The sequence below is a fragment of the Hydrogenophaga sp. genome, assembly GCF_035481345.1.
Taxonomy (GTDB): Bacteria; Pseudomonadota; Gammaproteobacteria; order Burkholderiales; family Burkholderiaceae_C; genus Hydrogenophaga.
Map to the genome: position 1 here is coordinate 1 of NZ_DATIGV010000085.1, position 24,779 is coordinate 24,779.

Consider the following 24,779-nt stretch of genomic DNA (forward strand, 5'->3'; position numbering starts at 1 on the left):
TGCGGCGCGCGTTGATCCTGCTGGGCGTCGCGCTGCTGGCCGGCGGCGCGGCGGCCCAGTCGCTCGACGAGCGCCTGGCCGCCTGCGCGGCCTGCCACGGCACCGGCGGCGCGCCCGCGCCGCTGGCCAACACGCCCACGCTCGCGGGCCAGCCGCTGTTGTTCCTGGAGAACCAGCTCGTCATGATCCGCGAGGGCTTGCGCGACATCCCCGCCATGAAGGGCCTGCTGGACGGGGTGAGCGACGCCGACCTCTCCGCCATGGCGAAGCACTTTGCGCAACAGACGATCCGGCCGCAAGCCGGCGCGCGCGACGCGGCGCTGTTCGCGCGCGGCCAGCAGGTGGCCGACGGCAACCGCTGCGCGAGCTGCCACCTGCCCGGCTACGCCGGCCGCGAGCAGATGCCGCGCCTGGCCGGCCAGCGAGAGGACTACCTGCTGCACTCCATGCGGCAGTTCCTGAACGGTCAAGCGACGGGGCGCGACACCATCATGGCGGCGTCCCTGCACGGCCTGAAGGACGAGGACCTCAAGGCCCTGGCGCACTACCTCGCGCAGCTCGCGCCCTGAACAGGCGTAACGAGTGCGTGCGGTCCCTGGCACCCGCGCGCGGACGGGACAGGCACCCGCTTCCCAAGCGCGGGCCCACTCATCAGAATGGGGGCGTCCCCACCACCGAACCGTCGCCACCGTGGATGCGCTGCCACCGATCGCACAGCTTCCCTTGCCGGGGGCCCGGTTCACGGTCGCGTTCGGTGCTTCACCCAGTGGCCTGAGCGCCGGCAGCCGGGCGCTCGAGGCTCGCACGGGGGGCCGGTGGTCCGACTGGTCCATCCTCGCACCCGACTCGCGCGCGCCCCTGCTCGCCGCGCTGGGCCGCGCCCAATCCTTCGCGCTGGACCTGCGCCTGCGGGACGATCCGCAGGGCCGCGCCATCCACCTGCACTGCGCCGGCCACTGGCAGGCCGAGCGGCGCGCACACGCCTGCCTGCTCGCCGACGTCAGCGACCTGCGCGCGGCGCACGAGGCCACCGACCGCCGCCTGCAATTGCTGCAGGAGATGGTCGACAGCCTGCCGCTGCTGATGATCCAGCTCGACACGGGGCCGGACCTGCGCTGCGCGTTCGCCGGCGGCGCCTTGCTCGAACTCATCACCCCGCGCGACCGCCCCCTCGTCGGCCGCGATGCCCTGAGCCTGTTCGGACAGGAACTGTTCGACAGCATCCAGGCCCGCCTGCGCGAGGGCACACCGGGCCAGCCCCTGCCGTTCGCCTGGCGCGTCACCGACGCCCAGGGCCTGGAACGGGTGCTGGAGGGCAGCCTGCGCACCCTCGTGAACGAGGCGGGGCTCCCCAGCGGCCACCTGCTCGATGCGCTGGAGACCACCGCCTACCACGCCACCATGGCGCAGTTGCGATCGAGCGAGGAGCGCGTGCGCCGCTTCGTCGCGGCGAGCAGCGACGCCATCATCGTGCACGTGGCCCAGCGCATCGTCGACGCCAACCCGGCCGCCTGCCGTCTGCTGGACACGCCGGCGCAGGCGCTGCGGGAGCGCCGCTTCGAGGACCTGATCGCGCCCGAGGACCGGGCGGCCTACCTCACCAACACCGGCGAGGAATCGAACGACGCGCACGAATGCGGCCTGATCGACCGGCACGGCGCGCGCCTGGCCGTCGAGCTGATCGACCGCACGGTGCAGCGCCAGGGCCGGCGCATGCGCATGACCATCATCCGCGACGTGCGCGACCGCCGCGAGGCGCAGGCCCGCATCCGTGAACTCATTGCCCACCTGAGCGCGCAGAAGGACCGCGCCGAGGCCGCCGACCGCGCCAAATCGCTGTTCCTGTCCGCCGCCAGCCACGACCTGCGCCAACCCATCCACGCGCTGGGCCTGTTCCTCACCAGCCTGGAGACCCTGACCCGCAACCCGGTGATGCCGCTGGCCACGCTCGATGAACTGGGGCGGCGCATGCGCGCTTCGCTGGACGCGCTGAGCCGCCTGCTGAACTCGCTGCTCGACGTCTCCCGGCTGGACGCGAACGCGGTGGTGGTCACGCCCGTGCCGGTGTCACTGGAGCGGATGTTCAGCGAACTGGACGACGACCTGGCCGACACGGCGATCCAGAAAGGCCTGCGGCTGGACGTGATGCAGAGCAGCGCCTGGGTGCACACCGACCCGGTGGTGTTGCGCCGCATCGTGGACAACCTGGTCTCCAACGCGATCCGCTACACACGGCGTGGCCGCGTGCTGGTGGGCGCACGGCCACGCGGCGCCTGCGTCGAGATCCAGGTCTGGGACACGGGCATCGGCATCGCGGCCGACCAGCTCGACGCCATCTTCGGCGAGTTCTATCAGGTCAGTCCCAACACGCCGCCGGCCGGTGGGCTGCGCGGGCTCGGGCTGGGCCTGTCCATCGTGCAGCGCTCGGCCCGGCTGCTCAATGCACGGCTGCAGGTGCGATCGACACCCGGTCGCGGCTCCATGTTCTCCATCACCGTGCCACGCGGCGAGCCGGCGCCGGTGGACCCGGCGCCAGCGCCCAGCGCGCCAGCGATCGCTGCCGCGCACACCGAGAACATCAAGCGCCACGTGCTGGTCATCGACGACGACGCGCAGGTGCTGAGCGCCATGCAACAGCTGCTGCAGGCCTGGGGCCACAAGGTCTGGTGCGCGGCCGACGCCGACCAGGCGATCACCTTGGCCGTCATGCACGGCGACGACATCGACCTCGTGCTCACCGACTACCACCTGGGCGGGGAAATCAACGCGAGCCAGTTCATCGACACGGTGCGCGCCTGCCTGCCGCGGCCCGTGCCCGTGCACGTCTTCACCGCGGACACGTCCACACCGGTGGCGCAGGAGATCCGCGCCCTGGGCCTGTCGCTGCTGCACAAGCCGGTGCGGCACGACGCGCTCCAGCAGGTGCTGGAACAGGAGGCAGTACCGTGAGCGCTGCCGGGCCGTTCCCAAGGCGCTCAGCCCCGCAGCGCGCAGCGCGGAGGGCATTCCTGTGAGCGCCGCGCTCGAGCCGCTCGACTGGGTCGAGCAGATCGACGGGCCCGCCGCCCTGCTGTGCCCTGCACCCTGGCGGCTCATGCCCAACGCGGCGCTCGGCGCGCTGCTGCGACCGCACGAACAGGAGCCGTCCGGCTTCCGCAAGGCCTTCGCGGCCGGCGGCGACGCGCTGGGCGCCCGCCTGGCCAGCGGCCAGCCCTTCCATGGCCGGCTGCGCCTCGACCCGCCGCCCGGCTCGAACACCCCGCGCCTGCTGCACGCCGACTTCGCGCCGCTGGCCGGCCGCGACGACTGGGTCTGCACCTTCGTCGACCTCACGCCCGTCGAGCACGCGCCCAGCCGGCGCGCACTGACGCTGCAGCGCCTGACGGACACCCTGGATCAGTTGCAGGAGCTGGTCTCCATGGTCAGTCACGAGGAGATCCTGCTGTACGTCAACCACGCCTACGCGCGCCACCACGCCACCACCACCGAGGCGGCGACGCACCAGCAGCTGCGACAGGTGATGGGCGACAACTACTTCCTGACCGCGCCCTTCCGCGGTGAGTTCTTCCGCACCCCGCGAGCGGTGCGCTACGAGCGGATCATCCCCGACCTGACGAAGGGCGAGGACCGCGTCCTGAATATCGTGCTGTGCCCCGTGTTCGACAAGCCCGGCGGCCCGCCGAAGATGGCCACCCTGGCGCGCGACGTGACGCTGCGCCACCAGGGCATGCAGGCCTTGCGCCAGACGCTGGACCGGCTCAATGCGCTGTTCGAAGCCGGCATCGAAGGCATCCTGCTGAGCGACAAGGGCCTCATCACCGACGCCAACCCGATCGCCTGCCGCCACATCGGCCTGGAGCGCGGGCAGCTCATCGGCCAACCGCTGGTCCATGCGCTGGAGATGCTGGGCGTGCCCCCGCTGGACGGCCTGCTGGAGGGGGCTGGCCGCGAGGACATGCAACTGACGCTGTGGTCCGGCACGGACCACCGGCCACCGCTGCACGTCCAGGCCATCACCTTCCTGGACGAAGACCGGGCCTGCCAGGCGGTGCTGCTGCAGGACGTGAGCTACCGCTACCAGGCGCAGCAGCGCATCGACCGGCTCGTCGCCGATTTGCGCTGGCAGACCGGCCGTGCCGAGGCGGCCGATCGGAGCAAATCGGTGTTCCTCGCCTCGGCCAGCCACGACCTGCGCCAGCCCATCCACGCGCTCGGCCTGTTCCTCACCGCCATCCAGAGCCTGAGCCGCGCGCCACCGCCCTTGCCCAGCGAACCCTTCATGCCCATCGTGCAGCGCATGCGTGCCTCGCTCGATGGCCTGATGCGGCTGCTGGACATGCTGCTCGGCGCCTCGCTGCGAGACGCCCGGCAGCAGGCGATGAGCCCCCGGCCCCTCGCCTTGCAACCGGTGTTCGAGGAACTGGTGTCGGAGTTCGCCCCCGTGGCCGCCGAGAAAGGGCTGGCGCTGCGCGCCGTGCCCAGCCGCGCCTGGGTGTTCTGCGACCCGACCGTGCTGCACCGCGTGCTGGCCAACCTGATGAGCAATGCCATCCGCTACACCGAGCGCGGGCGCATCGTGCTGGGCGCGCGCATGCGCGGCACCGCGCTCGAGCTGCAGGTCTGGGACACCGGCATCGGCATCGCCCCCGACCAGCTCGACACCATCTTCCAGGCGTTCTACCGCGGTGAGGCGCCGCGCGTGGTGCCGGGCGAACGCGCCGAGGGCCTGGGCCTGTCCATCGTGCGGCGAGCCGCCGCCGACATCGGTGCACGGCTCGACGTGCGATCAGCGCCAGGACGCGGCTCGATGTTCTCGGTGCGCCTGCCGCGCAGCCAGCCGCAGGGACACGACAGGCCGCGCGAAGCGCTCGTGCAGGCACAGGCCGGCTCGGGCCGCCACGTCCTGCTCATCGAAGACGACGAACAGGTGCTGCTGGCCACCGCCAGCCTGCTCGAATCGTGGGGCCATCGGGTAATCAACGCGCGCAGCGCCACCGAGGCGCTGCGCCTGTTCGAGACCGACCCCCGGCACATCGATGCCCTGATCTGCGACTACATGCTCGACCCGTCCATGGACGGGCTGGCGCTGCTGCTGCGCCTGCGCGAGCAACACCCCGGCCCGCTGCCGGTGTGCATGATCACCGGCGACATGTCGGCCGAGCGCATCGAACAGGCGCGGCGGCACGGTTTCACGCTGCTGCACAAGCCCGTCCACGCGGCCGCCCTGCAGCGCTTCCTGCAAGGCGTGACCTGAAGGGATGGCCCCCGCGCTCCGCCGCTGCGCGGGTCGCCGCCTCCCCCGAGGGGGCTGATCCGCCTTGGGGCGGCCCGGCGGCGGATCGCGCCGCGCGGCGCCGTCTGCTGCGGGCCCCGTGGGGCCGCGCGCATCACTGCTTCGGTATGCCCGCGCGCTCGATCACCGCGCCCCAGCGCTTGATGTCGCTGGCCAGCAGCGCCGCCGCCTGCTCGGGCGTGGACGCGCGCGGGTCGATGTTGAGTTCGCGCAGCTTCTTCTGCACCTCGGCATCCGCCACGGCGGCGGCGATCTCGCGCTGCAGGCGATCGATCACCGGGCGCGGCGTCTTCGCGGGCGCGGCGATGGCGTTCCACGACGAGGCCACGAAGCCGGTCACGCCGGACTCCACCGCAGTGGGCACGTCCGGCAGCACGGTGGAGCGCTTTTCGCCCGCCACGGCCAGGGCGCGCAGCGCGCCGCCCCGGATCTGCGCGAGCACCGGCGAGAGGATCTCCACGCCCACGTCCACCTGCCGCCCGCGCAGGGCACCGATGAGGTTGGGCGTGCCGTTGAAGGGCACGGTCTGCGCGTCGATGCCGGCGCTGCTCTTGAACAGCTCGGCCGCCAGGTGCTGCGTGCTGCCGATGTTGATGCTGCCGATGTTGAGCTTGCCGGGGTTCGCTTTCGCCCAGGCCAGCAACTCCGCGAAGGTCTTGAACGGCGCCTCGGGGTGGGCCACCACGGCGATGTCGAAGGTGCCCAGGGTGGAGACGGGCGCGAAGTCCTTGACCGTGTCGAAGGGCAGCGACTTGAACAGGCCCGCCGTGACCGCGGTGCCGTTGGACATCAGGAACAGCGTGTGGCCATCGGGCTCGGCGCGCGCCACGGTCTCGGCGGCCACCACGCCACCGGCGCCAGGACGGTTCTCGATCACCACCGAACGCCCCAGCCCTTCGGCCAGCCGGGCGGCGACGATGCGCGCCGTGAGGTCACCCACGCCGCCGGCCGCAAACGGCACGACCAGGCGCAGGTTCTTCGAAGGGAAGGCCTGCGCCACACCCACCGGCAGCGCGCCCATGGCCAGCGCGCCCAGCACGAGCTGGCGGCGCCCCATTCGCAACAGCGGCGCGGGTGATCTCATCTCGCTACAGGACGAAGGTGACGATCGCCGGGAAGGCCACCAGGATGGCCGTGCGGATGAAGTCGCTCGCCACGAAGGGCATCACGCCGCGGTAGGTGGCCATGATCGGCACGTCCTTGGCCATGCTGTTGATGACGAAGAGGTTCATGCCCACCGGCGGCGTGATCAGGCCCACCTCCACCACGATCAGCACCAGGATGCCGAACCAGATGGCGAAGTGCTCGGGCGACATGCCGAAGTCCAGCGCCGTCACCACCGGGAAGAACACCGGAATGGTCAGCAGGATCATGGACAGCGAGTCCATGAAGCAGCCTAGGATCACGTAGATGACCAGGATGGCGATCAGCACCACCATCGGGCTCAGGCCGGAGCCGGCGACCATGCTGGCGGCCTCCTGCGGCAGTTGCGACAGCGCCAGGAAGGTGTTGTAGACCCCCGCACCGAGCACGATCATGAAGATCATGCCGGTGGCCACGGCCGTGCCCAGGATGGCGCCGGCCACGGTCTTGCGGTTGAGGCCGCCGGCCGCCCAGGCCGCCAGGCCGGTGCCGAAGGCGCCCACGGCCGCGCCTTCCGTGGGCGTGAAGATGCCGAGGTAGATGCCGCCGACCACCACCAGGAAGATGGTGAGCACGGGCCAGACCTTGACGGTGGCCTTCCAGCGCTCGGCCATGGGCACGGGCGCCACGGTGCCCATCTCTTGCGGGCGCAGGCGCGCGTAGATGGCGATGACGATGACGTAGCCGATGGCGGCCAGCACGCCCGGCACGAAAGCGGCCAGGAACAGCTTGGCGATGTTCTGCTCGGTCAGGATGGCGTAGATCACCAGCACCACCGAGGGCGGGATCAGGATGCCCAGCGTGCCGCCGGCCGCCAGCGTGGCGGTGGAGATGCCACCGGCGTAGCCCGCGCGCTTGAGTTCGGGCAGGGCCACCTGGCCCATGGTGGCCGCCGTGGCCAGCGAGGAGCCGCAGATGGCGCCGAAGCCCGCGCAGGCGCCCACGGCCGCCATGGCCACGCCGCCCTTGCGGTGGCCGATCCAGGCCTCGGCCGCCTTGAAGAGCGCGCGCGACAGGCCGCCCAGCGCCGCGAACTGCCCCATCAGCAGGAACAGCGGAATGACCGAGAGGTTGTAGTTGGAGAAGGTGCTGTAGGTCAGCTGCTTCATCTGGTTCAAGATCGGGTCGGCGCTGCCGTAGATCAGCCAGGCACCGACGAGACCGCAGACGAACATGGCCAGCCCGATGGGCACGCGCACGAAGATGAGCAGCAGCAGGATCGGGAAGGACCAGGCGGCGAGTTCGATGCCAGACATCAGTGCGCTCCCGCTTCGGTGGTCCAGCCCTCGGGCTCCTTGCCCAGGCCGAACATGGTCGCCGTCTTGGCGATGTAGGCGAGGCAGCCGATCACCGCGCCCACCAGGCAGGCCGCGTAGGCCCACCAGATCGGCATCTGCAGGATGAAGGTGGTCTCGAAGTACTCCTTCTTCTCGACCATGCCCTCGTAGAGCTTCCAGGTGAGCGCCAGCCACACGATCAGCATGATCACGTCGCACACCAGCACGATGCCCTTCTGCGCCCACTTCGGCAGGTGCATGTAGAGCAGGTCCACCGTGGCGTGTCCGCCTTTGAGGTAGGTCCAGGGCAGGAAGAAGAAGACCGCGATGGCGGTGCCCACCTCGACGAGTTCGAAGTCGCCGGGCACGGGGCCCAGGCCGAGGTTGAGCATGGCGCGGCCGCTCACGCTGGCCACGATCATCAGCGTGAGGGCCACGAGGGCCAGCCCGCCGATGATGGCTGCCCATTGGGACAGCCGGTAGACGAATGCAATCATGCGAATGGCTTTCTGCGAGAGAAACAGGGACGCGCGATTGTCCAACATTGGGCAAGCGCACCCCTCAACAAAAAAGCCGCCCTCTTTCGAGGACGGCCGTCGGCCCCCCTGGGCCCGGTCACTTGCTGTGCTTCGCGATCAGCGCTCGCGCCTCGGCAGCCAGCTTCGCGCCGTCGATGTTCTTGGCTTTCACTTCGTTCACCCAGTCGGTCTCCACGCTGGCCGCGGTGCGCCGCCAGCGCTGCGTTTCCTGGATGTCCAGCGCCACGATGTTGTTGCCCGCCTTCACCGCGATCTCGCGGCCCGCCTTGTCGCCATCGTCCATGGCGCGGCCGAACATGGCGGCGGTCTCGATGCCGGAGTTCTTGTCGATGACCGCCTTCAGGTCGGCCGGCAGCTTCTCGTAAGCCGCCTTGTTCATCGAGAAGGCGAAGGTCTGGGTGTACAGGCCTTCCTTGCCGGCGAAGGTGGTGTGGTTCTTCACCAGCTCGGGCACCTTCAGCGAGGGCGTGACTTCCCAGGGAATGGTGGTGCCGTCGATCACGCCCTTGGACAGGGCCTCGGTCACGGCCGGCACGGGCATGCCCACGGGCGTGGCGCCCAGCTTGGTGAGCATGTTGTTGATGATGCGCGAGCCGCCGCGGATCTTCATGCCGCGCAGGCTCTCCAGGCCGGTGACCGGCGCCTTGGTGTGGAAGAGACCCGGGCCGTGGGTGTGCACGGCGATGAGCTTGACGTCCTTGAATTCCTCGGGCGCGTACTTCTCCACGTACTCCTGGATGGCGCGCGAGGAGGCCTCGGCGCTGCCGCTCATGAACGGCAGCTCGAAGACCTCGGTCTTGGGGAAGCGGCCCGGGGTGTAGCCCAGCACCGTCCAGGTGAAGTCCACCACGCCGTCCCTCGCCTGGTCGAACAGTTGCGGCGGCGCGCCGCCGAGCTGCATGGCGTGGAACAGCTGCACCTTGATGCGGCCACCCGATTCGGCTTCCACCTTCTGCGCCCAGGGCGTGAGGGCACGGGCCGGAATGGTGGCTTGCGGCGGCAGCATCTGGTGCAGCCGCAGCGTGACCGTCTGCGCCATGGCGGTGCCCGCCATCGTGGCCGCGGCCACCGCGCCCAGCACCGCCATCGCGGTGCGTCGCTTCATCAGTTTCATCGATGTCTCCGATCGGGTTGTGCCCGGCCCTCTTGGTCGGGGGTGCTCGTTGGCACGGGCGTGTGACGGGAACTGAACACCCACACTGTGCATGCGGTCTTGGCCAGCAGCCAGTCCGCCAGCGGACTTTCAGCTATGCCGTTATGTTATGAAACCAGTGAGAACCCTCACAGGGTTTGTCAGTGGGGCAAGGCCTCGGCCTCGGGGCGCCAGGCGCTGTCCAGGGTGACGCGCCCCACCACGCGCGAGACGCAGGCGCAGATGCGCTGGTTGGACTGCTTCTCGTGTTCGCTCAGGAACACGTCGCGGTGGTCGATCTCGCCCTCGACGGCCAGCACGTCCATCGCGCACAGGCCGCATTCGCCGCGTTTGCAGTCGCTCATCACCTCGATGCCGGCGGCCTCCAGGGCGTCGAGCAGGGACTCGCCGGCGGACACGGTGAGCGACGCACCATGCCGGGGCACGGCCACGGCGAAGGCCTGCGTGGGCCGCTGGCCGCCGCTGCCGAAGGGTTCGAAGCGCAGCCCGCTGGCGGGGCGGCCGGCCTGCGCCCACAGCGCGCGCGCCGCGCCGAGCAGGCCGCTGGGGCCGCACACGTAGCACGGCGCGCCAGCGGGCAGCGCGGCGATCTCGCCGGCCAGGTCGAGCCGCTCGCCCTGCCCCGACACCGCCAGCACCAGGCCCTCGCCCAGGGTCTCGCGCAAGCGCTCGGCGTAGGCCAGCTCCCCGGCGTCGCGCGCGGCGTACAGCAGGCGCACCGCGCGGCCGCGCCGCGCCAGGGCCTGGGCCATGGACACCATCGGCGTGATGCCGATGCCGCCGGCCACGAGCAGGTTCACCGGCGCGTCGATGTCCAACGGGAAGTGGTTTTGCGGCGCGCTCACGGCCAGGGTGTCGCCCTCGGCCAGGGACCACATGGCGAGCGAGCCGCCGCGCCCCTGGTCCAGGCGCTTGACCGCGATGCGGTAGGCGCCGGGCGTGTCGGCCGGCTGGCCCACGAGCGAGTAGGAGCGGGTCTGCTCGCGCCCCGCCACCGGCACGCGCACCTGCAAGTGCGCGCCCGGCGGCCAGGCCAGGGCCTGGCCGTCCAGCGGCTGCAGCAGGAACTCGCGCACGGTGGGGGTGAGGTCGCGCAGCGCGGCGACGCGTGCGTTCTGCCAGAGAGGATTGCTTTTCATGTAGGGGCAGGTGAAGAAGCCTGTCGAGCGCCCGGGTCAAACCCAGGGGCACCACGGAACTGGCTTTGCCAGGCCGTGGGTGCCGCCCCCTTGAGGGGGTCACGCGAAGCGTGGCGGGGGTGGTCCATGTCAGCGTCGGCGGATGAGCCTGAGGGCGGGAGCGTGGACGGCGCTTTCGGTGTGGCCGGCGAGCACGGCGCGCAGGTTGCGCTGCGCCAGGCGCGAGTGCTCGCGAAGGATGGCCTCGGCGCGCGCGCCCTCGCGGCGTTCGATCGCGTCGAGCACCTGGCGGTGCTGGTCCTGCGCCACGACAAGCATGTCGCGCGCCTCGCGCGAGCCGGCCTCGGCCAAGACGAAGCCCGAGGGTGAAGCGAAGGGCAGCGCGCACACGCGCTCCAGTTGGCGCTCCACCGTGGGGCTGTCGGCCATTTCGGCCAGCAGCTCGTGCAGGCGGCTGTTGAGCGCCACGTACTCGGAGAAGGCCTCGGCGTCGAGCGTGGGCGCGGCCAGCACGGCGTCGATGCGCTCGAGCACGCCGCGCGCTTCGGTGAGCACGGCGGCGGGCGCGCCGCGCTCGGCGGCCAGGCGCGCGAGCAGGCCTTCCAGCGTGCCGCGCAGCTCGATGGCGTCGGCGATGTCGCGCTCGGTGAAGGTCTGCACCACGTGGCCGCCACCGGGCAAGGCGCGCAACAGGCCCTCCTGCTCCAGGCGCTGCAGCGCCGCGCGCACGGGGGTGCGGGAGACGCCCAGGCGCTCGACGATGTTGAGTTCGGCGATGCGCGAGCCGCCGGGTAGTTCACCGGAGAGGATGAGTTCGCGCAGCTGCAGCAGGGCGCGGACCTGGGCGCTTTCGGGAGCGGCGTCCGGCATGGGGTTGTGGGTGGCCATGGCCTCAGCCCGCGCGGCGAATGGGAATGACGCTGGAGCCGGCGCCCGGCGTACCGCGTTCTGCCTCCACCGCCTTGTCGATCAGGCGCCGCGCCCACATGGCCCCGGCGTCGATGTTGAGGTTGTAGAACTGGTGGTCCGGGTGCTCTTCGATGGCCTTCTGCTGCGCCTCCAGCACCAGTTCGTCCTCGCGGAAGATGCCCGCCACGCCCTCGCGCAACTGGTGCGTCAGGCGCTGCTCACCCAGGCAGTAGTTGCGCGCGAAGGCCCAGAAGTAGAGGCAGGTGTTGTCGGTCTCGGGCGTGATGGTGTTGAGCACCATGCCGTTGACGCCCTGGCTGCGGTCTCCTTGCGGCGCCCCCGTGCCCGTGGGCGCCACGCCCACGTCGATGGCGACCGTGCACGGCGCCTCGAAGCGGATGATCTGCCAGCGGTCCACCGGCCCCCGGTAGCCGCGCGCCTGCTGGATCTGCCCGGCCCAGAACGGCGGCGCCTCGATGTTCTCCATCCAGCGCGTCACGGTGGCCGTGCGCTCGCCGTGCGTGGCCACGAAGGGCGCCTCGGCCACGGCGCGGTTGCCGATGCTGCTGCCGTGCACGAAGGTCTCGTGCGTCAGGTCCATCAGGTTGTCCACCACCAGGCGGTAGTCGCACTTCACGCGGATCATCTTGCCGTCGCCCGCCCACTCGGGGTCGTGGTTCCAGTGCAGGTCGGGGATCAGCGACTCGTCGGCCAGGGCCGGGTCGCCCGGCCAGATCCAGACGAAGCGGTGCTTCTCCACCACCGGAAAACGCCGCACGCAGGCCGAGGGGTTGATGGTTTCCTGGCTGGGCATGTGGGTGCAACGGCCTTCGGCGTTGTAGACCAGGCCGTGGTAGCCGCAGACCACCTCGTCGCCCTCCAGCCGGCCCAGGGACAGCGGCAGCAGCCGGTGCCAGCAGGCGTCCTCCAGGGCGGCCAGGCGCCCGTCGGTCTGGCGGTACAGCACCAGTTTTTGCTTGCAGACCGTGCGCGCCAGCAGGCTGCGGCCCACCTCCACGTCGTAGGCGGCGGCGTACCAGGCGTTGAGCGGAAAGTGGTTGGGCGCGGTGTTCATGGATACGCAATGTATACAACGATAAGAATTTTCCCAATGAAATCCTTCATATTCAGTCGGATTCGGCGATTTATGTATTCAATGAAATCGTGGCTGTTGCCAGCGAGCGGGGCTTCGGCTACCGTCGGCGCCGTCCATTTCCCAACCCTCAGGAGACAAAGAACATGAGCCTCAATCCCCCCTTCCGTGCCGATCACGTCGGCAGCTTCTTGCGCCCGGCCTACCTGCTGCAGGCGCGCGAGCAGAAGGCCAAGGGCGAGATCACGGCCGCCCAGCTGCGCGAGGTCGAGGACCGCGCGATCACCGAGATCGTGAAGTTCCAGGCCGACGTCGGGCTGCAATCCATCACCGACGGCGAGTTCCGGCGCACCTACTTCCACATCGACTTCCTGGAGCAGCTCGGTGGCGTGAAGACCGACATCCCGGTCACCATCAGAAAGCCCGATGGCAGCGAGGAACTGGCCCCGCCCGTGATTCGCGTGATCGACAAGGTGCGCCACGCGAAGAACATCCAGCTCGCCGACTTCCAGTACCTGCAGGCGCAGGTGAAGGCGCTTGGACTGCCGGGCCTCACCCCCAAGGTGACCATCCCCTCCCCCACCATGCTGCACTTCCGTGGCGGGCGCGCGGGCATCAGCAAGGACGCCTACCCCGAGCTCGACCCGGTGTTCTACGACGACGTGGCCCAGGCCTACGCGGACGAGCTGCAAAGCCTGGCCGACGCCGGCTGCACCTACGTGCAGATGGACGACACGAACATGGCCTACCTGTGCGACGAGAAGATGCGCGAGGCCGCCCGCCAGCGCGGCGACGACCCCAATGAATTGCCGCACCGCTACGCCGCCTTCATCAACAAGGTGGTGGCGAAGAAGCCGAAAGGCATGACCCTGGCCATGCACCTGTGCCGCGGCAACTTCAAGAGCACGCACGCGGCCGCCGGCAACTACGAGCCCGTGGCCGAGGCCCTGCTCACCGAGATGAACCTCGACGCCTACTTCATGGAGTACGACGACGACCGCTCGGGCGACTTCCGCCCGCTGCGCTTCCTCAAGCCCGGCAAGACCGTGGTGCTGGGCCTGGTGACCACCAAGTTCGGCCAGTTGGAAAGCAAGGACGACCTCAAGCGCCGCATCGACGAGGCGGCGAAGTACGCGCCGCTGGAGCAGTTGTGCCTGTCGCCGCAGTGCGGCTTCTCCAGCACCGTGCACGGCAACAACATCGCGGTGGAGGACCAGCGCAAGAAGCTGGCGCTGGTGGTGGAAACCGCGCGCGAGGTCTGGAAGTAAAGAAGGCGGCCGAGTGGCCGCCTTCCTTCGAGGGCGCCGCGGAACCGGCTTTGCCGGGCCGCAGGCGCCGTCCCCCTCTCAGGGGGAAGCGCCGTCAGGCGCGCAGGGGGTTTACTTGTATTTGGCCAGCAGCGCGCGGGCCTCGGCCACCAGCTTCGCACCGTCGATCTTCTTGCCCTGCACTTCCTTCACCCAGTCGGCCTCCACCGCGGCGGCGGTGGTCTTCCAACGCTGTGTCTCGGCGGCGTCCAGCGTGACGATGCTGTTGCCCGCCTTCTGCGCGACCTCCAGGCCGACCTTGTCGCCCTCGTCCATCGCGCGGCCGAACAGGGCCGCCGTCTCCACGCCCGAGTTGCGGTCGATGACGGCCTTCAGGTCGGCCGGCAGCTTGTTGTAGCTGCCGCGGTTCATCACGAGCGCGAAGGTCTGCGTGAACAGGCCCGTGGCGCCGGAGAACGTGGTGTGGTGCTTCACCAGCTCGGCGATCTTGAGCGAGGGCGTCACCTCCCAGGGGATGGTGGTGGCGTCGATCACGCCCTTGGAGAGTGCCTCCGTCACGGCCGGCACCGGCATGCCCACAGGGGCGGCGCCCAGCTTGGCCAGCAGGTTGTTGATGATGCGCGAGCCGCCACGCACCTTCAGGCCGCGCAGGCTGTCCAGCCCGGTGATGGCCGACTTGCTGTGGAACAGGCCCGGGCCGTGCGTGTGCGCGGCCAGCAGGTGCACCTGGCGGAACTCGTCCGCGGCGTGCTTCTGCACGTATTCGTGGAAGGCGCGCGAGGCCGGCTCGGCCTTGCCGCTCATGAAGGGCAGCTCGAACACCTCGGCCTTGTTGAAGCGGCCCGGGGTGTAGCCCAGCACCGTCCACACGATGTCGGCCACGCCGTCGCGCGCCTGGTCGAACAGCTGCGGCGGCGAGCCGCCCATGGACATGGAATGGAACTGCTGCACCTTGATGCGGCCGCCCGATTCGCTTTCGATCTTCTGCGCCCAGGGCGCGATGGCGCGCGCCGGGATGGTGGCCTGCGGCGGCAGGAACTGGTGCAGGCGCAAGGTGACGGTGGGCTGGGCCAGGGCCTTGCCGGCCAGGGAGGTGGCGCCCAATGCGGCGGCGGCCACGATCGCGCTGCGGCGACGGATGAGGGTCATGGAGAGGGTCCTGTCGAGAAAGGGATCAGATGCGGCGCCCGCCGGTGGCTGGCGCGCCAGGACATGTGCCACGTCAGACACAAGCCCCGCCAGTGTGCTGCAGGCACAGGGCCCGCGCCAGCCCCTGATCCAACTTCCTGCTATCGCATTCCGGCATGAAACCTTCCGGTCGATGCGGCATCATCGCCGGCCATGTCTGCCCCTCTGCACTGCCACCTCGACTTCATCTCGCCCTACGGCTATTTCGCCTCGCTGCGGATCGAGGCCATCGCCGCGCGCCACGGCCGCGCGGTGGCCTGGCACCCCATGCTGCTGGGCGTGGCGGTGATGAAGGTGATGGGCCTGAAGCCCCTGATGGACACGCCGCTCAAGGGCGACTACGTGGAGCGCGACGTGCGCCGCTACGCGCGCGAGCACGCCGTGCCGATGAAGCGCCAGCCGCGCGACGCGGTGATGAACCCGCTGGCCTGCGCTCGCGCCCTGGCCTGGACGAACCGGCACGCGCCCGAGCGCGCGGGCGAGGTGGTGCACGCGATCTATGGCGCGTACTGGGGCGAGGGACTCGACCTGTCCACGCCGGACGCGCTGGTGCCCGTGGTGGGCGAGGCGATCGCCCGCGCGGCCGGTGGCGAGGAAGCAGCGACACTGCTGCGCGCCGAGGTCGATGCCTCGCTGGCGCAGGGTGTGTTCGGTTCGCCCACGGTGGTGGTGGACGGCGAGCCCTTCTGGGGCGTGGACAAGCTGGAGCAGATGGAACGCTGGCTGGAACGCCGCGGTTGGTGAATGAGCGCCCGATGTGGGGGCGTGGACCTGGGAACACCCGCCCTTGGCCGGTCACACAGGGCGCCTCATTCACTCCGGACAGCTCATCGCATGAACCCCAACAGCACGGCCACCCGCAAGCTTCCCATCCACCGCACCGACAAGGCAAACCTTGCCGGCACCGTCACGCCGTCGGTGCAGCCCCCGTCCTTCGAAGGCACTTGCCAGTTGCTCTACGTGGGGCTGAAGTGGTACCTGGACAGCAAGCACAAGCCCCGCTACAGCGAAACAAGGCCGAGGCTGAATGTGGACGGCCCCCAGCACGACGCCCACGCGGCACGGGTTCGCCGCAAACTGGGCATTCCGGACCACGCCACCAGCGGCGCGGCCGCTCACGGCAACACCCTGGCTCAACTGCGTGACTGGATCGGCACGCTGTTCACATCGGGGCCGGTGCCGCAGAAGCCCTTGCCCGGGTGCGTCTTCATCCTCGACTGCCCGCAACACGGACTTCCCCGCGATCCCGCGTTTTCGGTGGACCGCTATGTGAAGGCCCTGGGCGCGCTGTACGAGCCCGAACACATCCACAAGGTGCCGGTCGACAGCTGCAACTGGGTGTACACGCAGAACGTCGTCAAGGCCGGGCCACGCGGTGTCATGCTGATGGGCCAGCCCTTCCGTGAAAGCATCAGCAAGGTCCTGGACGCCGCTTCGACGGCCTTGCGCAGGTACTTCGACGCCAATGGCCATCCGTATCGCGTCCTTCCTCATGCCATCAATTGGGCCAATGTCGAGTCGGTGCGGCTGCCGGACGGCACGCGGCTGCTGGTGCTGACCGACATCGAAGAAGACTGTCGAATGACACCCGAAGCGAAGGAGGCCCTCGTCGAGGCCTACGACCACCCCGAGCACGTGCTGTTCCTCTCCATGAGCCGTGGGGCGGACAAAGCCGAACCTCAGACCGGCAGCTTGAGGGACGACATGTGCTACGACGGGGACCTGGGTCTAAAGCCCCTCACCAACGCCGCCGGCAAGGTATGGGCACTGGTGCGGGAGCGGTGCTACACGGCGGTGGCCTACGCCTGCACCACGGCGGGAACCCTCATCCGTTTCAAGTCGATCGGCGAGGCGCTGACGCACCTGAACATCGGCTTGATTTCGATCCCGGACGAGGACGCTCAGCAGATTCCCGCGAACGCCGTCTCAAGAGGGGACATCGCCGTCTTTCCGCGGCGCGTGAGCGAGGACTTGAGAAAGCGGATCAGCAACGCCGGGATCAAGGCCATATTCCCGCAGCCCGGTGAGGAGCTCGGCAACGTGGACCCCAGAAACTCGAGTCTCTTCGCCGTTCATTGCATTGGCGCGCAGCGCGACGATGCCGCTGCGGACACCATCGGTGTGACCCCTGACGGCGACGAGGCGCCCGCCCTGGACGAGGATGGACTCTGATCATGAACAAGTCCTCTCCCGCATCGCCGCGCCTGCCTTCAACCCGCACCCCCCACGACCAGTCGCTCGTCGGCCCGGGCGCGACCCCGCCATTCACGCCAGCCGACCTTCCATCGAACCTCACCCTCGCCGCCTGCCTTTACCTCAGCGTGCAGGGGTCGCAGCACTCGAACACGCAGTCCCGCTTCAAGCCCAACCAGGTCGGCGGTAAAGACCACGCACGCAAACGGGACCACGTCCGGCACCAACTCGGCAAACAAGGCATACCGCTGCAGGACGTCCCGCCGCAGCCCACCGAAGAGATGCCAGGCGCCGTGACACGGAGTCTCAACTGGTTGCGCAACCTTGCCAGCACCGCCGCACAGCAGTTGCCCTCCTGGCCCGCCCCCCTGCAGATGACGGGCGCCCACGCGGCCACACCCCCCGATGACGCACACGACGAGAGCACCGGCCAGGGCATCGCCATTTTTCGCTACGACATCAAGGGGCCTCGGCAGCCCGATGAAACCCGCAACCAGGACGAGGCCATCCGCTCACTCAAGCGGCTGTTCGGCCCGCAGAACGTGCACGTCATCGATGTGCGCAACCAGGGCGGGGTGTACCCCTACCTGGCCAACGTGGCCGACCTGCCCGAAGGCACCACCAAGCTGCTGCTGTCCGGCAGCGCGGACCCGGCCTATCAGGACACGGTGCAACGCCTCAAGGTCTATTGCGAGGCCAATGGCACGCCCTATGAGCAGGTGCCTTTCCCCATCAACTTCGCCAACATCCTGCAGGCCAAGGGCGTTCTGCTGGTGGCCGATGCCCACTACTTCAACCCGTCACAGCTCCAACAGATCCAGCGCTACTACGGCAATCCCCGGCATGTGCTGTACATGCGCCTGGTGCCGTTCGACGACCCCTTGCACGAGGAGTGCTTCGACATCGATCTGACCGCGCTCCTCATGGAGAACACGCTCGGGCAAGGCGTTGCGCTCTACAACCGCAAGTGCTTCGTCCTCGATCCCCGGGACGGCCTGTCGATCAGCCCTGATCAGGCGATCGGGTTCCTCAAGGCCCAGGGTTGGATCACGATTGAAGTGAGCGACGCCGATCGCCACCTACTCGCGCTCAACGCCGTCTTCCACAAAGGCAAGCTCCTGGTCACCCGCAAGGGCCTGTCCGAGAAGTTCCTCCAGGACGCCGCGGCCGCCCACATCGAGGTCGTGTACCCCGTGGGCGACAAGAAAATCGGGCACGACGGATCCTTGACCAACCCGTATGGCCTGGGCTGCATCACCGTGCCATTTCACAAGACCTCCGGCACACCCTCACCAAAGAAGGATGAGTTCTGACGCCGATCAGCGGTCCGCGTCGGTGAACACCACTTGTGTCGGCACGGCGATGGCGGCCAGCGCGGCCTTCAGGGCCTCGGCCAGCACCGCGTCGCTGCCTCCCTCGAATCGCACCGTGGCGCGCTGGCGCCCGCCCTCTTCCAGCGCGTCGACCCACACCGCGCGATCCGGCGCCAGCTCACGCGCCAGGTCGGCCAGCTTGAGCTCGATCGCGCGCAAGCGCAGCGCGGGCTTGAACACCTTGCCGATGGCGGTGAGCGGCAGGGCCTCGACGATCACCACGCGCTTCGGCACGGCGGGCCGCTCATACACCTGCGGCGTCACCTCGCGCAGCAGCACATCGGCCTGCACGGCCGCGCCCGCGCGCAACACCACGAAGGCCGCCGGCACCTCGCCCGCGTAGGCGTCGGGCTCGGCCACCACGGCGCACTGCGCCACGGCGGGGTGCGCGAGGAAGGCGTCTTCCACCAGCCCGGGGTCGATGTTGTGAGAGCCACGGATGATCACGTCCTTGGCGCGGCCGGTGAGGTGCACGCGGCCCTCGCCGTCGAGGTGGCCGAGGTCGCCGGAGACGATCCAGCCCTGTTCGAACATGCCCGCGTTGCGCTTCGCATCGAGGTAGCCCGGGCTCATGTGCGGGCCGCGCAGCACCACCACGCCGGTCTCGTCGGCGGCGCAGCGTTCGTCGAGTTGGGCCTCACCGTCGCGCCAGGGCACGGCGAGCACTTCGGTGAACGGCAGGCGCCAGCCGGCCGAGCCGGCCACGCGCGGCGCGAGCAAAGGCTCGATGCTCACCAACCCGGCGCACTCCGTCATGCCCAGGATGTTGCGCACCGGAATGCCGGTGCCAGCCTCGAAGCGCTGCGCGAGTTCGGTGGGCAGCGGTGAACCGCCGGTGTAGGCCGCGCGGATGCGCGAGATGTCGGCGTCGATGGGCACACCGAGCAGGCTGGCCAACACCGTGGGCACGCAGGCCAGGTGGGTCACACCCTCGCGCTCGCAGAAGCGCCAGTAGTGCTGCACGAAACCGGTGTTGCGCATGCCCGTGAGCGTGGGCAGCACCTGGCGCGCGCCGATGGCCAGCAGCGCCAGGCCATAGACGAAGGCGCCGGCCACGTGGAACAGCGGAAAGCCGTTCACCTCGACGCTGTGTTCGTCGCAGTCGTAGAAGGCGTGCGCGAACCAGGCGGTGTGGGCCTCGTTGCCGGCGGTGTGCTGCGCGAGCTTGGGTGCGCCGGTGGTGCCGCCGGTGTGGAACAGCGCGACCACGCGGTCGGGGTTCAGGTCGGGCTCGAACGCCAAGGTCTCGGGCTGCGCGGCCATGAGTGCCTGCAGCGAGGACAGGCCGGGCACGCTTTCGCTCACCTGGACAGGCAGCAAGGTGCACGGGTACAGCGCCTGCACCTTCAGCGCCGACGGCCAGATCGCGGAGAACTCCGCGTTCGGCCCCAGCGCCACCAGCACCTTGGCGTTCGCGGCCTGCATGAGCGCGGCGATGTGGTCCGGCTGCAGCAGGGTATTGATGGGGCACACGCGGCCCGCGAGCTGAGCGCCCCACAGCACGGCGTGCGCCTCCGGCGTGTTGGGGGCGAGCAGGGCCACGCTGTCCTGTGGCCCGATGCCCAGCGCACGAAAGGCGTTGGCCGCGCGGTGCACCATCGCCAGCAGTTCGCGGTACGTCACGCGGCGCGGCTCGCGCGCCAGGTCGGCGTCGGGCAGGAAGGTGAAGGCCTCGCGGTCCGGGAAGCGTTCGGTCGCGGCGCGGATCAGGCCATAGGGCGTGCGCTGCGGCGCCACCTCGGCCAGCGGGCGACGCTCCAGCGCCTCGATGTCGGCGAGCGAGGTGAAGGCCTTCATTCGAGGCCGAGCAGGCGCACGGCGTTGCCCTTGAGGATGCCGGGCATGACCTCGGGCTTGAAGCCCGCGACCTCGAAATCCTTCATCCACCGCTCGGGCGTGATGAGCGGGTAGTCGCTGCCGAAGAGGATGCGGTCTTTCAGCAGCGTATTGGCGTACTGCACGAGCTGCTTGGGGAAGTACTTGGGGCTCCAGCCGCTCAGGTCGATCCACACGTTGGGCTTGTGCGTGGCCACGCTCAGGGCCTCGTCCTGCCAGGGGAAGCTGGGGTGGGCCATGACGATCTGCATGTCGGGGAAGTCGATGGCGACGTCGTCGAGGTGCATGGGGTTGCTGTACTCCAGCCGCAGGCCACCGCCGCAGCGCATGCCGCTGCCGATGCCGCTGTGCCCGGTGTGGAAGATGGTGGGCAGCTTGTGGGCGTTGATCACCTCGTAGATGGGCCAGGCCATCTTGTCGTAGGGGTGGTAGCCCTGCACGGTGGGGTGGAACTTGAAGCCCTTGACGCCTTCTTCCTTGATGAGCCGCTCGGCCTCGCGCGCGCCCATCTTGCCTTTGTGGGGATCGATGCTGGCGAAGGCCATCATCATGTCGCTGTTCTCGCGCGCGGCCTGGGCGATCTCTTCGTTGGGGATGCGGCGGCGGCCCAGTTTCGATTCGCTGTCCACGGTGAACATCACCAGGCCGATCTTGCGTTCGCGGTAGTAGGCGATGGTCTCGGCGATGGTGGGGCGGCGGTTGCTGCCGAAGTACTTGTCGGCGGCGCGGTCGTATTCCTCGCCGTAGTTGTCGAAGGGGTTCCAGCAACTCACCTCGGCGTGGGTGTGGATGTCGATGGCGATGAGGTTCCGGTGGTCCATGGCAGGACGTCTCCTAGGGTAAACCCGCATCCGTTTTCAGAGGGAAGCGGTTGAATTTGGTTATCGTTTATAACAATAATCGCCCACCCTCACAAGAAGCCGCGAAGCCTTCATTTCCATGCCCATCCAGACCAACGACCTGACGATCGAACTGCGCGGAGACCAGCAGCAGATCGCCCTCATCACCCTCAACCGCCCAAGCAAGCGCAACGCCCTCAACGACGGCCTGGTGCTCGCCCTGCGCGACGTCTTCCAGGGCATGCCGCACAGCGTGCGCGCCGCCGTCATCCACGGCAACGGGGACCACTTCTGCGCCGGCCTGGACCTGTCCGAACTCAGCGAGCGCAACGCCGCCGCCGGCCTGCACCACTCGCGCATGTGGCACCACGCGCTCGACCAGGTGGAGCGCGGCCCCGTGCCCGTCGTCGCGGCCCTGCACGGCGCCGTGGTCGGCGGGGGCCTGGAACTGGCCAGCGCCTGCCACATCCGCGTGGCCGATGCGTCCAGCTTCTTCGCGCTGCCCGAAGGTTCGCGCGGCATCTTCGTCGGCGGTGGCGGTTCGGTGCGCATCCCGCGCCTGATCGGCACCGCGCGCATGGCCGACATGATGTTCACCGGCCGCGTGCTCAGCGCCGAAGAAGGCGAACGCGCCGGTCTCGCCCAGTACCTCGTGCCGCAGGGCACCGCGCTGGACAAGGCGCTGGAACTGGCCACGCGCATCGCCGCCAACGCGCCCCTCACCAACTACGCGCTCATGCAGGCGCTGCCGCGCATCGCCGACCAGCCGGCCGACCACGGCTTCTTCACCGAAGCGCTGATCTCGGCCATCGTGCAGGACGCGCCCGAGGCCAAGGCCCGCGTGCGCGAGTTCCTGGAAGGCCGCGGCCCGAAGGTGAAGAAGCAATGAGCACCGCGGCCCCGCGCTACCGCGCGCTCGACTTCGGCGTGACCGAAGCCAGTGTGCGCCAGGCCGCCGACGGCACCACCTACCTGAGCGCCGCCCTGCCGCTGCGGCCTTACGGGCAGCGCATGACCGACTACCTCGTGCACTGGGCGAAGCAGGCGCCCGAGCGCAGCTTCATGGCGCGCCGCGCGAAGCAGGCCGACGGCAGCACCGGCGACTGGGTCCACCTGAGCTATGCCGAGGCGCTGGACGCCGCGCGCTCGATCGGCCAGGCCCTGCTCGACCGCGGCCTGAGCGCCGAGCGGCCGGTGCTGGTCCTCAGCGAGAACGACCTGGAGCATGCGCAGATCGCGCTGGCCTGCCTGTACGCGGGCATTCCCTGGTCGCCCGCCTCGCCCGCGTACTCGCTGGTGAGCCAGGACTTCGAGAAACTGCGCCACATGGTGAGCACGCTCACGCCCGGCCTGGTGTACGCGGCCGACGCGCCGCGCTACGAACGCGCCCTGCTCGCGGCCATTCCCGATGGCGTGGAGATCGTGACCGGCAGCGGCAGCGTGCCAGGCCGCGACACCACCAGTTTTGCCGCACTGCGCGCCACCGCACCCACCCCGACGGTGGACGCGGCCATGCGCGCCACCGGCCCCGACACCATCACCAAATTCCTCTTCACCTCGGGCTCCACCAAACTGCCCAAGGCGGTCATCAATACGCAGCGCATGTGGTGCGCCAACCAGCAGCAGATGGCGCAGAGCATGCCGGTGCTGGCCGACCCCGACACGCCCCCCGTGCTGGTGGACTGGCTGCCCTGGAACCACACCTTCGGCGGCAACCACAACGTGGGCCTGGCGCTGGTGCACGGCGGCACGCTCTACATCGACGACGGCAAGCCCACGCCCGCGCTGATCGGCGAGACCCTTCGCAACCTGCGAGAGATCGCGCCCACGGTGTACTTCAACGTGCCCACGGGCTTCGAGGCCATCGCCAACGCCATGAAGACCGACGCCGTGCTGCGCAAGAAGCTGCTGAGCCGCGTGCGCATGTTCTTCTACGCCGGCGCCGCGCTGGCCCAGCCCGTGTGGGACACACTGCACGAGGTGGAGGAGCAGGAGATCGGCGAGCGCATCGTGATGGGCACCGGGCTGGGCATGACCGAGTCCGGCCCCTTCGGCCTGTACATCACGCGCCCCGAGGTGAAGTCCGGCGACCTGGGCCTGCCGGCCGCGGGGCTGGAGCTCAAGCTCGTGCCCAGCGGCGACAAGACCGAGGTGCGCTACCGCGGCCCGAACATCACGCCCGGCTACTGGCGCAGCCCCGAGGCCACGGCCGAGGCCTTCGACGAGGAAGGCTTCTTCTGCACCGGCGACGCGGTCGCCTGGATCGACCCGGCGAACCCGAACCTGGGCCTGCGCTTCGATGGCCGCATCGCCGAGGACTTCAAGCTCGCCACCGGCACCTTCGTCAGCGTGGGCCCGCTGCGCGCGAAGATCATCGCGGCCGGCGCGCCCTTCGTGCAGGACGCGGTCATCACCGGCCTGAACGAGAGAGAGGTGGGCGCGATGCTGTTCACCACCGGCGCGGTGCGCGGCCTGGCCGGCCTGGGCAGCGACGCGCCGCTGAGCGAGGTCCTGGCCCACCCGAAGGTGCTGGCGCACTTCCAGCAGGTGCTCGACGACCTGGCCGCGCAGGCCACCGGCAGCGCCAACCGCGTGGCGCGCCTGTTGCTGCTGGCCGATCCGCCCAGCATCGACAAGGGCGAGGTCACCGACAAGGGCTCCATCAACCAGCGCGCCGTGCTCAAGCACCGCGCCGAACTCGTCGCCGCGCTGCACGCCGGCACGGCGCCGAACACCCTGCTTCCCCAACCCACCGAACAAAGGAGACACGCATGAAGATCGAAGGACAGGCCGCACTCGTCACCGGTGGCGGCTCGGGTCTGGGCGAGGCCACCGCGCGCGAACTCGCGCGCCTGGGCGCCAAGGTCGCCGTGTTGGACGTGAACCTGGAGGGCGCGCAGCGCGTGGCCAAGGAGATCGGTGGCGTGGCAGTGAAGTGCGACGTCACCGACACCGCCAGCGTGCAGGCCGCGCTGGACGCCGCCGCCGCCGCGCACGGCCCGGCGCGCATCCTCATGAACATCGCCGGCATCGGCACGGCCAAGCGCGTGGTGCAGAAGGACGGCAGCGCCGCGCCGCTGGAGGACTTCGCGCGCGTCATCAACGTCAACCTCATTGGCACCTACAACGCCAGCCGCCTCTTCGCCGCCGCCTGCGCCAAGCTGGACGCGCTGGAAGACGGCGAGCGCGGCGTGATGCTGTTCACCGCGAGCGTGGCGGCCTTCGACGGCCAGGTGGGCCAGCAGGCCTACAGCGCCTCCAAGGGCGGTCTGGTGGGCATGACGCTGCCGATGGCGCGCGACCTCGCGCAGCACGGCATTCGCGTGTGCACCATCGCGCCGGGGTTGTTCTCCACGCCGCTGATGCGCCAGTTGCCCGAGCCGGTGCAGGCCTCGCTGGCGGCCAGCATCCCCTTCCCGTCGCGGCTGGGCAAACCGGAGGAGTTCGCGTCCCTGGCCGCGCACATCGTGACCAACACGCACCTGAACGGCGAAGTGATCCGCCTGGACGGCGCGCTGCGCATGGCACCGCGCTGA

At 69.5% G+C, this 24,779-nt stretch carries 20 protein-coding genes; 10 read left to right on the forward strand and 10 right to left on the reverse strand.

Going from position 1 to position 24,779, the window contains the following annotated elements:
• The 3 genes from VLG41_RS09115 to VLG41_RS09125 all read left to right on the forward strand — a co-directional run.
• Positions 1–569 (forward strand): c-type cytochrome (locus VLG41_RS09115; RefSeq protein WP_325349075.1); only part of this gene is annotated, 569 nt, incomplete at its 5' end.
• A 121-nt stretch (positions 570–690) separates the two neighbouring features.
• Positions 691–2,949, forward strand: coding sequence for a hybrid sensor histidine kinase/response regulator (locus VLG41_RS09120; protein WP_325349076.1), 2,259 nt, complete (start codon positions 691–693; stop codon positions 2,947–2,949).
• 61 nt (positions 2,950–3,010) lie between these two features.
• Entirely contained in the window at positions 3,011–5,254 is a 2,244-nt protein-coding gene (locus VLG41_RS09125) for a PAS domain-containing hybrid sensor histidine kinase/response regulator (protein WP_325349077.1), read from the forward strand.
• Between the two features lie 133 nt (positions 5,255–5,387).
• Here VLG41_RS09125 and VLG41_RS09130 read toward each other — a convergent pair whose 3' ends face one another.
• From VLG41_RS09130 to VLG41_RS09160, 7 genes are all read right to left on the reverse strand, one after another.
• Positions 5,388–6,377 (reverse strand): Bug family tripartite tricarboxylate transporter substrate binding protein, encoded by a 990-nt coding sequence (locus VLG41_RS09130; RefSeq protein ID WP_414652474.1) that lies wholly within the window; start codon positions 6,375–6,377, stop codon positions 5,388–5,390.
• Positions 6,378–6,381: 4 nt separating this feature from the next.
• A complete protein-coding gene (locus VLG41_RS09135) occupies positions 6,382–7,692 on the reverse strand; it encodes a TRAP transporter large permease (RefSeq protein ID WP_325349078.1) in 1,311 nt (436 codons plus the stop codon).
• Positions 7,692–8,210 (reverse strand): TRAP transporter small permease, encoded by a 519-nt coding sequence (locus VLG41_RS09140; RefSeq protein ID WP_325349079.1) that lies wholly within the window; start codon positions 8,208–8,210, stop codon positions 7,692–7,694. The genes VLG41_RS09135 and VLG41_RS09140 overlap by 1 nt, the downstream gene beginning before the upstream one ends.
• Positions 8,211–8,328: 118 nt before the next feature.
• Complete coding sequence (locus VLG41_RS09145; RefSeq protein WP_325349080.1) at positions 8,329–9,366, reverse strand: TRAP transporter substrate-binding protein; 1,038 nt, start codon at positions 9,364–9,366, stop codon at positions 8,329–8,331.
• Between the two features lie 179 nt (positions 9,367–9,545).
• A complete protein-coding gene (locus VLG41_RS09150; protein ID WP_325349081.1) occupies positions 9,546–10,544 on the reverse strand; it encodes a PDR/VanB family oxidoreductase in 999 nt (332 codons plus the stop codon).
• A 129-nt stretch (positions 10,545–10,673) separates the two neighbouring features.
• The gene (locus VLG41_RS09155) at positions 10,674–11,432 is read right to left on the reverse strand and encodes a GntR family transcriptional regulator (protein ID WP_325349082.1); all 759 of its coding nucleotides are present in this window, start codon (positions 11,430–11,432) and stop codon (positions 10,674–10,676) included.
• A 4-nt stretch (positions 11,433–11,436) separates the two neighbouring features.
• Entirely contained in the window at positions 11,437–12,528 is a 1,092-nt protein-coding gene (locus VLG41_RS09160) for an aromatic ring-hydroxylating dioxygenase subunit alpha (RefSeq protein WP_325349083.1), read from the reverse strand.
• A 164-nt stretch (positions 12,529–12,692) separates the two neighbouring features.
• On the opposite strand from VLG41_RS09160, the gene VLG41_RS09165 reads away from it, so the two are divergent.
• The gene (locus VLG41_RS09165; RefSeq protein WP_325349084.1) at positions 12,693–13,814 is read left to right on the forward strand and encodes a 5-methyltetrahydropteroyltriglutamate--homocysteine S-methyltransferase; all 1,122 of its coding nucleotides are present in this window, start codon (positions 12,693–12,695) and stop codon (positions 13,812–13,814) included.
• A 111-nt stretch (positions 13,815–13,925) separates the two neighbouring features.
• Here VLG41_RS09165 and VLG41_RS09170 read toward each other — a convergent pair whose 3' ends face one another.
• On the reverse strand, positions 13,926–14,963 hold the full coding sequence (locus VLG41_RS09170) for a TRAP transporter substrate-binding protein (protein WP_325349085.1): 1,038 nt from the start codon (positions 14,961–14,963) through the stop codon (positions 13,926–13,928).
• A 192-nt stretch (positions 14,964–15,155) separates the two neighbouring features.
• Here VLG41_RS09170 and VLG41_RS09175 point away from each other — a divergent pair, with 192 nt between their 5' ends.
• The 3 genes from VLG41_RS09175 (at position 15,156) to VLG41_RS09185 (ending at position 18,508) form a co-directional block, all read left to right on the forward strand.
• The gene (locus tag VLG41_RS09175) at positions 15,156–15,746 is read left to right on the forward strand and encodes a 2-hydroxychromene-2-carboxylate isomerase (RefSeq protein ID WP_325349086.1); all 591 of its coding nucleotides are present in this window, start codon (positions 15,156–15,158) and stop codon (positions 15,744–15,746) included.
• A 90-nt stretch (positions 15,747–15,836) separates the two neighbouring features.
• Positions 15,837–17,174, forward strand: a complete 1,338-nt coding sequence (locus VLG41_RS09180) for a hypothetical protein (protein ID WP_325349087.1) — start codon at positions 15,837–15,839, stop codon at positions 17,172–17,174.
• A 2-nt stretch (positions 17,175–17,176) separates the two neighbouring features.
• On the forward strand, positions 17,177–18,508 hold the full coding sequence (locus tag VLG41_RS09185) for a hypothetical protein (RefSeq protein WP_325349088.1): 1,332 nt from the start codon (positions 17,177–17,179) through the stop codon (positions 18,506–18,508).
• A 6-nt stretch (positions 18,509–18,514) separates the two neighbouring features.
• Here the strand turns inward: VLG41_RS09185 and VLG41_RS09190 are convergent, their stop codons facing one another.
• On the reverse strand, positions 18,515–20,365 hold the full coding sequence (locus tag VLG41_RS09190; protein WP_325349089.1) for an AMP-binding protein: 1,851 nt from the start codon (positions 20,363–20,365) through the stop codon (positions 18,515–18,517).
• Positions 20,362–21,225 (reverse strand): amidohydrolase family protein, encoded by an 864-nt coding sequence (locus VLG41_RS09195; RefSeq protein WP_325349090.1) that lies wholly within the window; start codon positions 21,223–21,225, stop codon positions 20,362–20,364. Before VLG41_RS09195 ends, VLG41_RS09190 begins: the two co-directional genes overlap by 4 nt.
• Before the next feature lie 118 nt (positions 21,226–21,343).
• Here VLG41_RS09195 and VLG41_RS09200 point away from each other — a divergent pair, with 118 nt between their 5' ends.
• From VLG41_RS09200 to VLG41_RS09210, 3 genes are read left to right on the forward strand one after another with little or no spacing between them, the layout of a single operon-like run.
• Positions 21,344–22,132, forward strand: a complete 789-nt coding sequence (locus VLG41_RS09200; RefSeq protein ID WP_414652475.1) for a crotonase/enoyl-CoA hydratase family protein — start codon at positions 21,344–21,346, stop codon at positions 22,130–22,132.
• Positions 22,129–24,018, forward strand: a complete 1,890-nt coding sequence (locus VLG41_RS09205; RefSeq protein WP_325349091.1) for a feruloyl-CoA synthase — start codon at positions 22,129–22,131, stop codon at positions 24,016–24,018. The genes VLG41_RS09200 and VLG41_RS09205 overlap by 4 nt, the downstream gene beginning before the upstream one ends.
• The gene (locus VLG41_RS09210; protein ID WP_325349092.1) at positions 24,015–24,779 is read left to right on the forward strand and encodes an SDR family NAD(P)-dependent oxidoreductase; all 765 of its coding nucleotides are present in this window, start codon (positions 24,015–24,017) and stop codon (positions 24,777–24,779) included. Before VLG41_RS09205 ends, VLG41_RS09210 begins: the two co-directional genes overlap by 4 nt.

Excerpts from the sequence above, each read along its gene's own strand:
- VLG41_RS09130 (WP_414652474.1), bottom strand. The coding sequence starts at position 6,377 with ATGAGATCACCCGCGCCGCTGTTGCGAATGGGGCGCCGCCAGCTCGTG.
- VLG41_RS09135 (WP_325349078.1), bottom strand. The coding sequence starts at position 7,692 with ATGTCTGGCATCGAACTCGCCGCCTGGTCCTTCCCGATCCTGCTGCTG.
- VLG41_RS09140 (WP_325349079.1), bottom strand. The coding sequence starts at position 8,210 with ATGATTGCATTCGTCTACCGGCTGTCCCAATGGGCAGCCATCATCGGC.
- VLG41_RS09145 (WP_325349080.1), bottom strand. The coding sequence starts at position 9,366 with ATGAAACTGATGAAGCGACGCACCGCGATGGCGGTGCTGGGCGCGGTG.
- VLG41_RS09150 (WP_325349081.1), bottom strand. The coding sequence starts at position 10,544 with ATGAAAAGCAATCCTCTCTGGCAGAACGCACGCGTCGCCGCGCTGCGC.
- VLG41_RS09155 (WP_325349082.1), bottom strand. The coding sequence starts at position 11,432 with ATGGCCACCCACAACCCCATGCCGGACGCCGCTCCCGAAAGCGCCCAG.
- VLG41_RS09160 (WP_325349083.1), bottom strand. The coding sequence starts at position 12,528 with ATGAACACCGCGCCCAACCACTTTCCGCTCAACGCCTGGTACGCCGCC.
- VLG41_RS09165 (WP_325349084.1), top strand. The coding sequence starts at position 12,693 with ATGAGCCTCAATCCCCCCTTCCGTGCCGATCACGTCGGCAGCTTCTTG.
- VLG41_RS09170 (WP_325349085.1), bottom strand. The coding sequence starts at position 14,963 with ATGACCCTCATCCGTCGCCGCAGCGCGATCGTGGCCGCCGCCGCATTG.
- VLG41_RS09175 (WP_325349086.1), top strand. The coding sequence starts at position 15,156 with ATGTCTGCCCCTCTGCACTGCCACCTCGACTTCATCTCGCCCTACGGC.
- VLG41_RS09180 (WP_325349087.1), top strand. The coding sequence starts at position 15,837 with ATGAACCCCAACAGCACGGCCACCCGCAAGCTTCCCATCCACCGCACC.
- VLG41_RS09185 (WP_325349088.1), top strand. The coding sequence starts at position 17,177 with ATGAACAAGTCCTCTCCCGCATCGCCGCGCCTGCCTTCAACCCGCACC.
- VLG41_RS09190 (WP_325349089.1), bottom strand. The coding sequence starts at position 20,365 with ATGAAGGCCTTCACCTCGCTCGCCGACATCGAGGCGCTGGAGCGTCGC.
- VLG41_RS09195 (WP_325349090.1), bottom strand. The coding sequence starts at position 21,225 with ATGGACCACCGGAACCTCATCGCCATCGACATCCACACCCACGCCGAG.
- VLG41_RS09200 (WP_414652475.1), top strand. The coding sequence starts at position 21,344 with ATGCCCATCCAGACCAACGACCTGACGATCGAACTGCGCGGAGACCAG.
- VLG41_RS09205 (WP_325349091.1), top strand. The coding sequence starts at position 22,129 with ATGAGCACCGCGGCCCCGCGCTACCGCGCGCTCGACTTCGGCGTGACC.
- VLG41_RS09210 (WP_325349092.1), top strand. The coding sequence starts at position 24,015 with ATGAAGATCGAAGGACAGGCCGCACTCGTCACCGGTGGCGGCTCGGGT.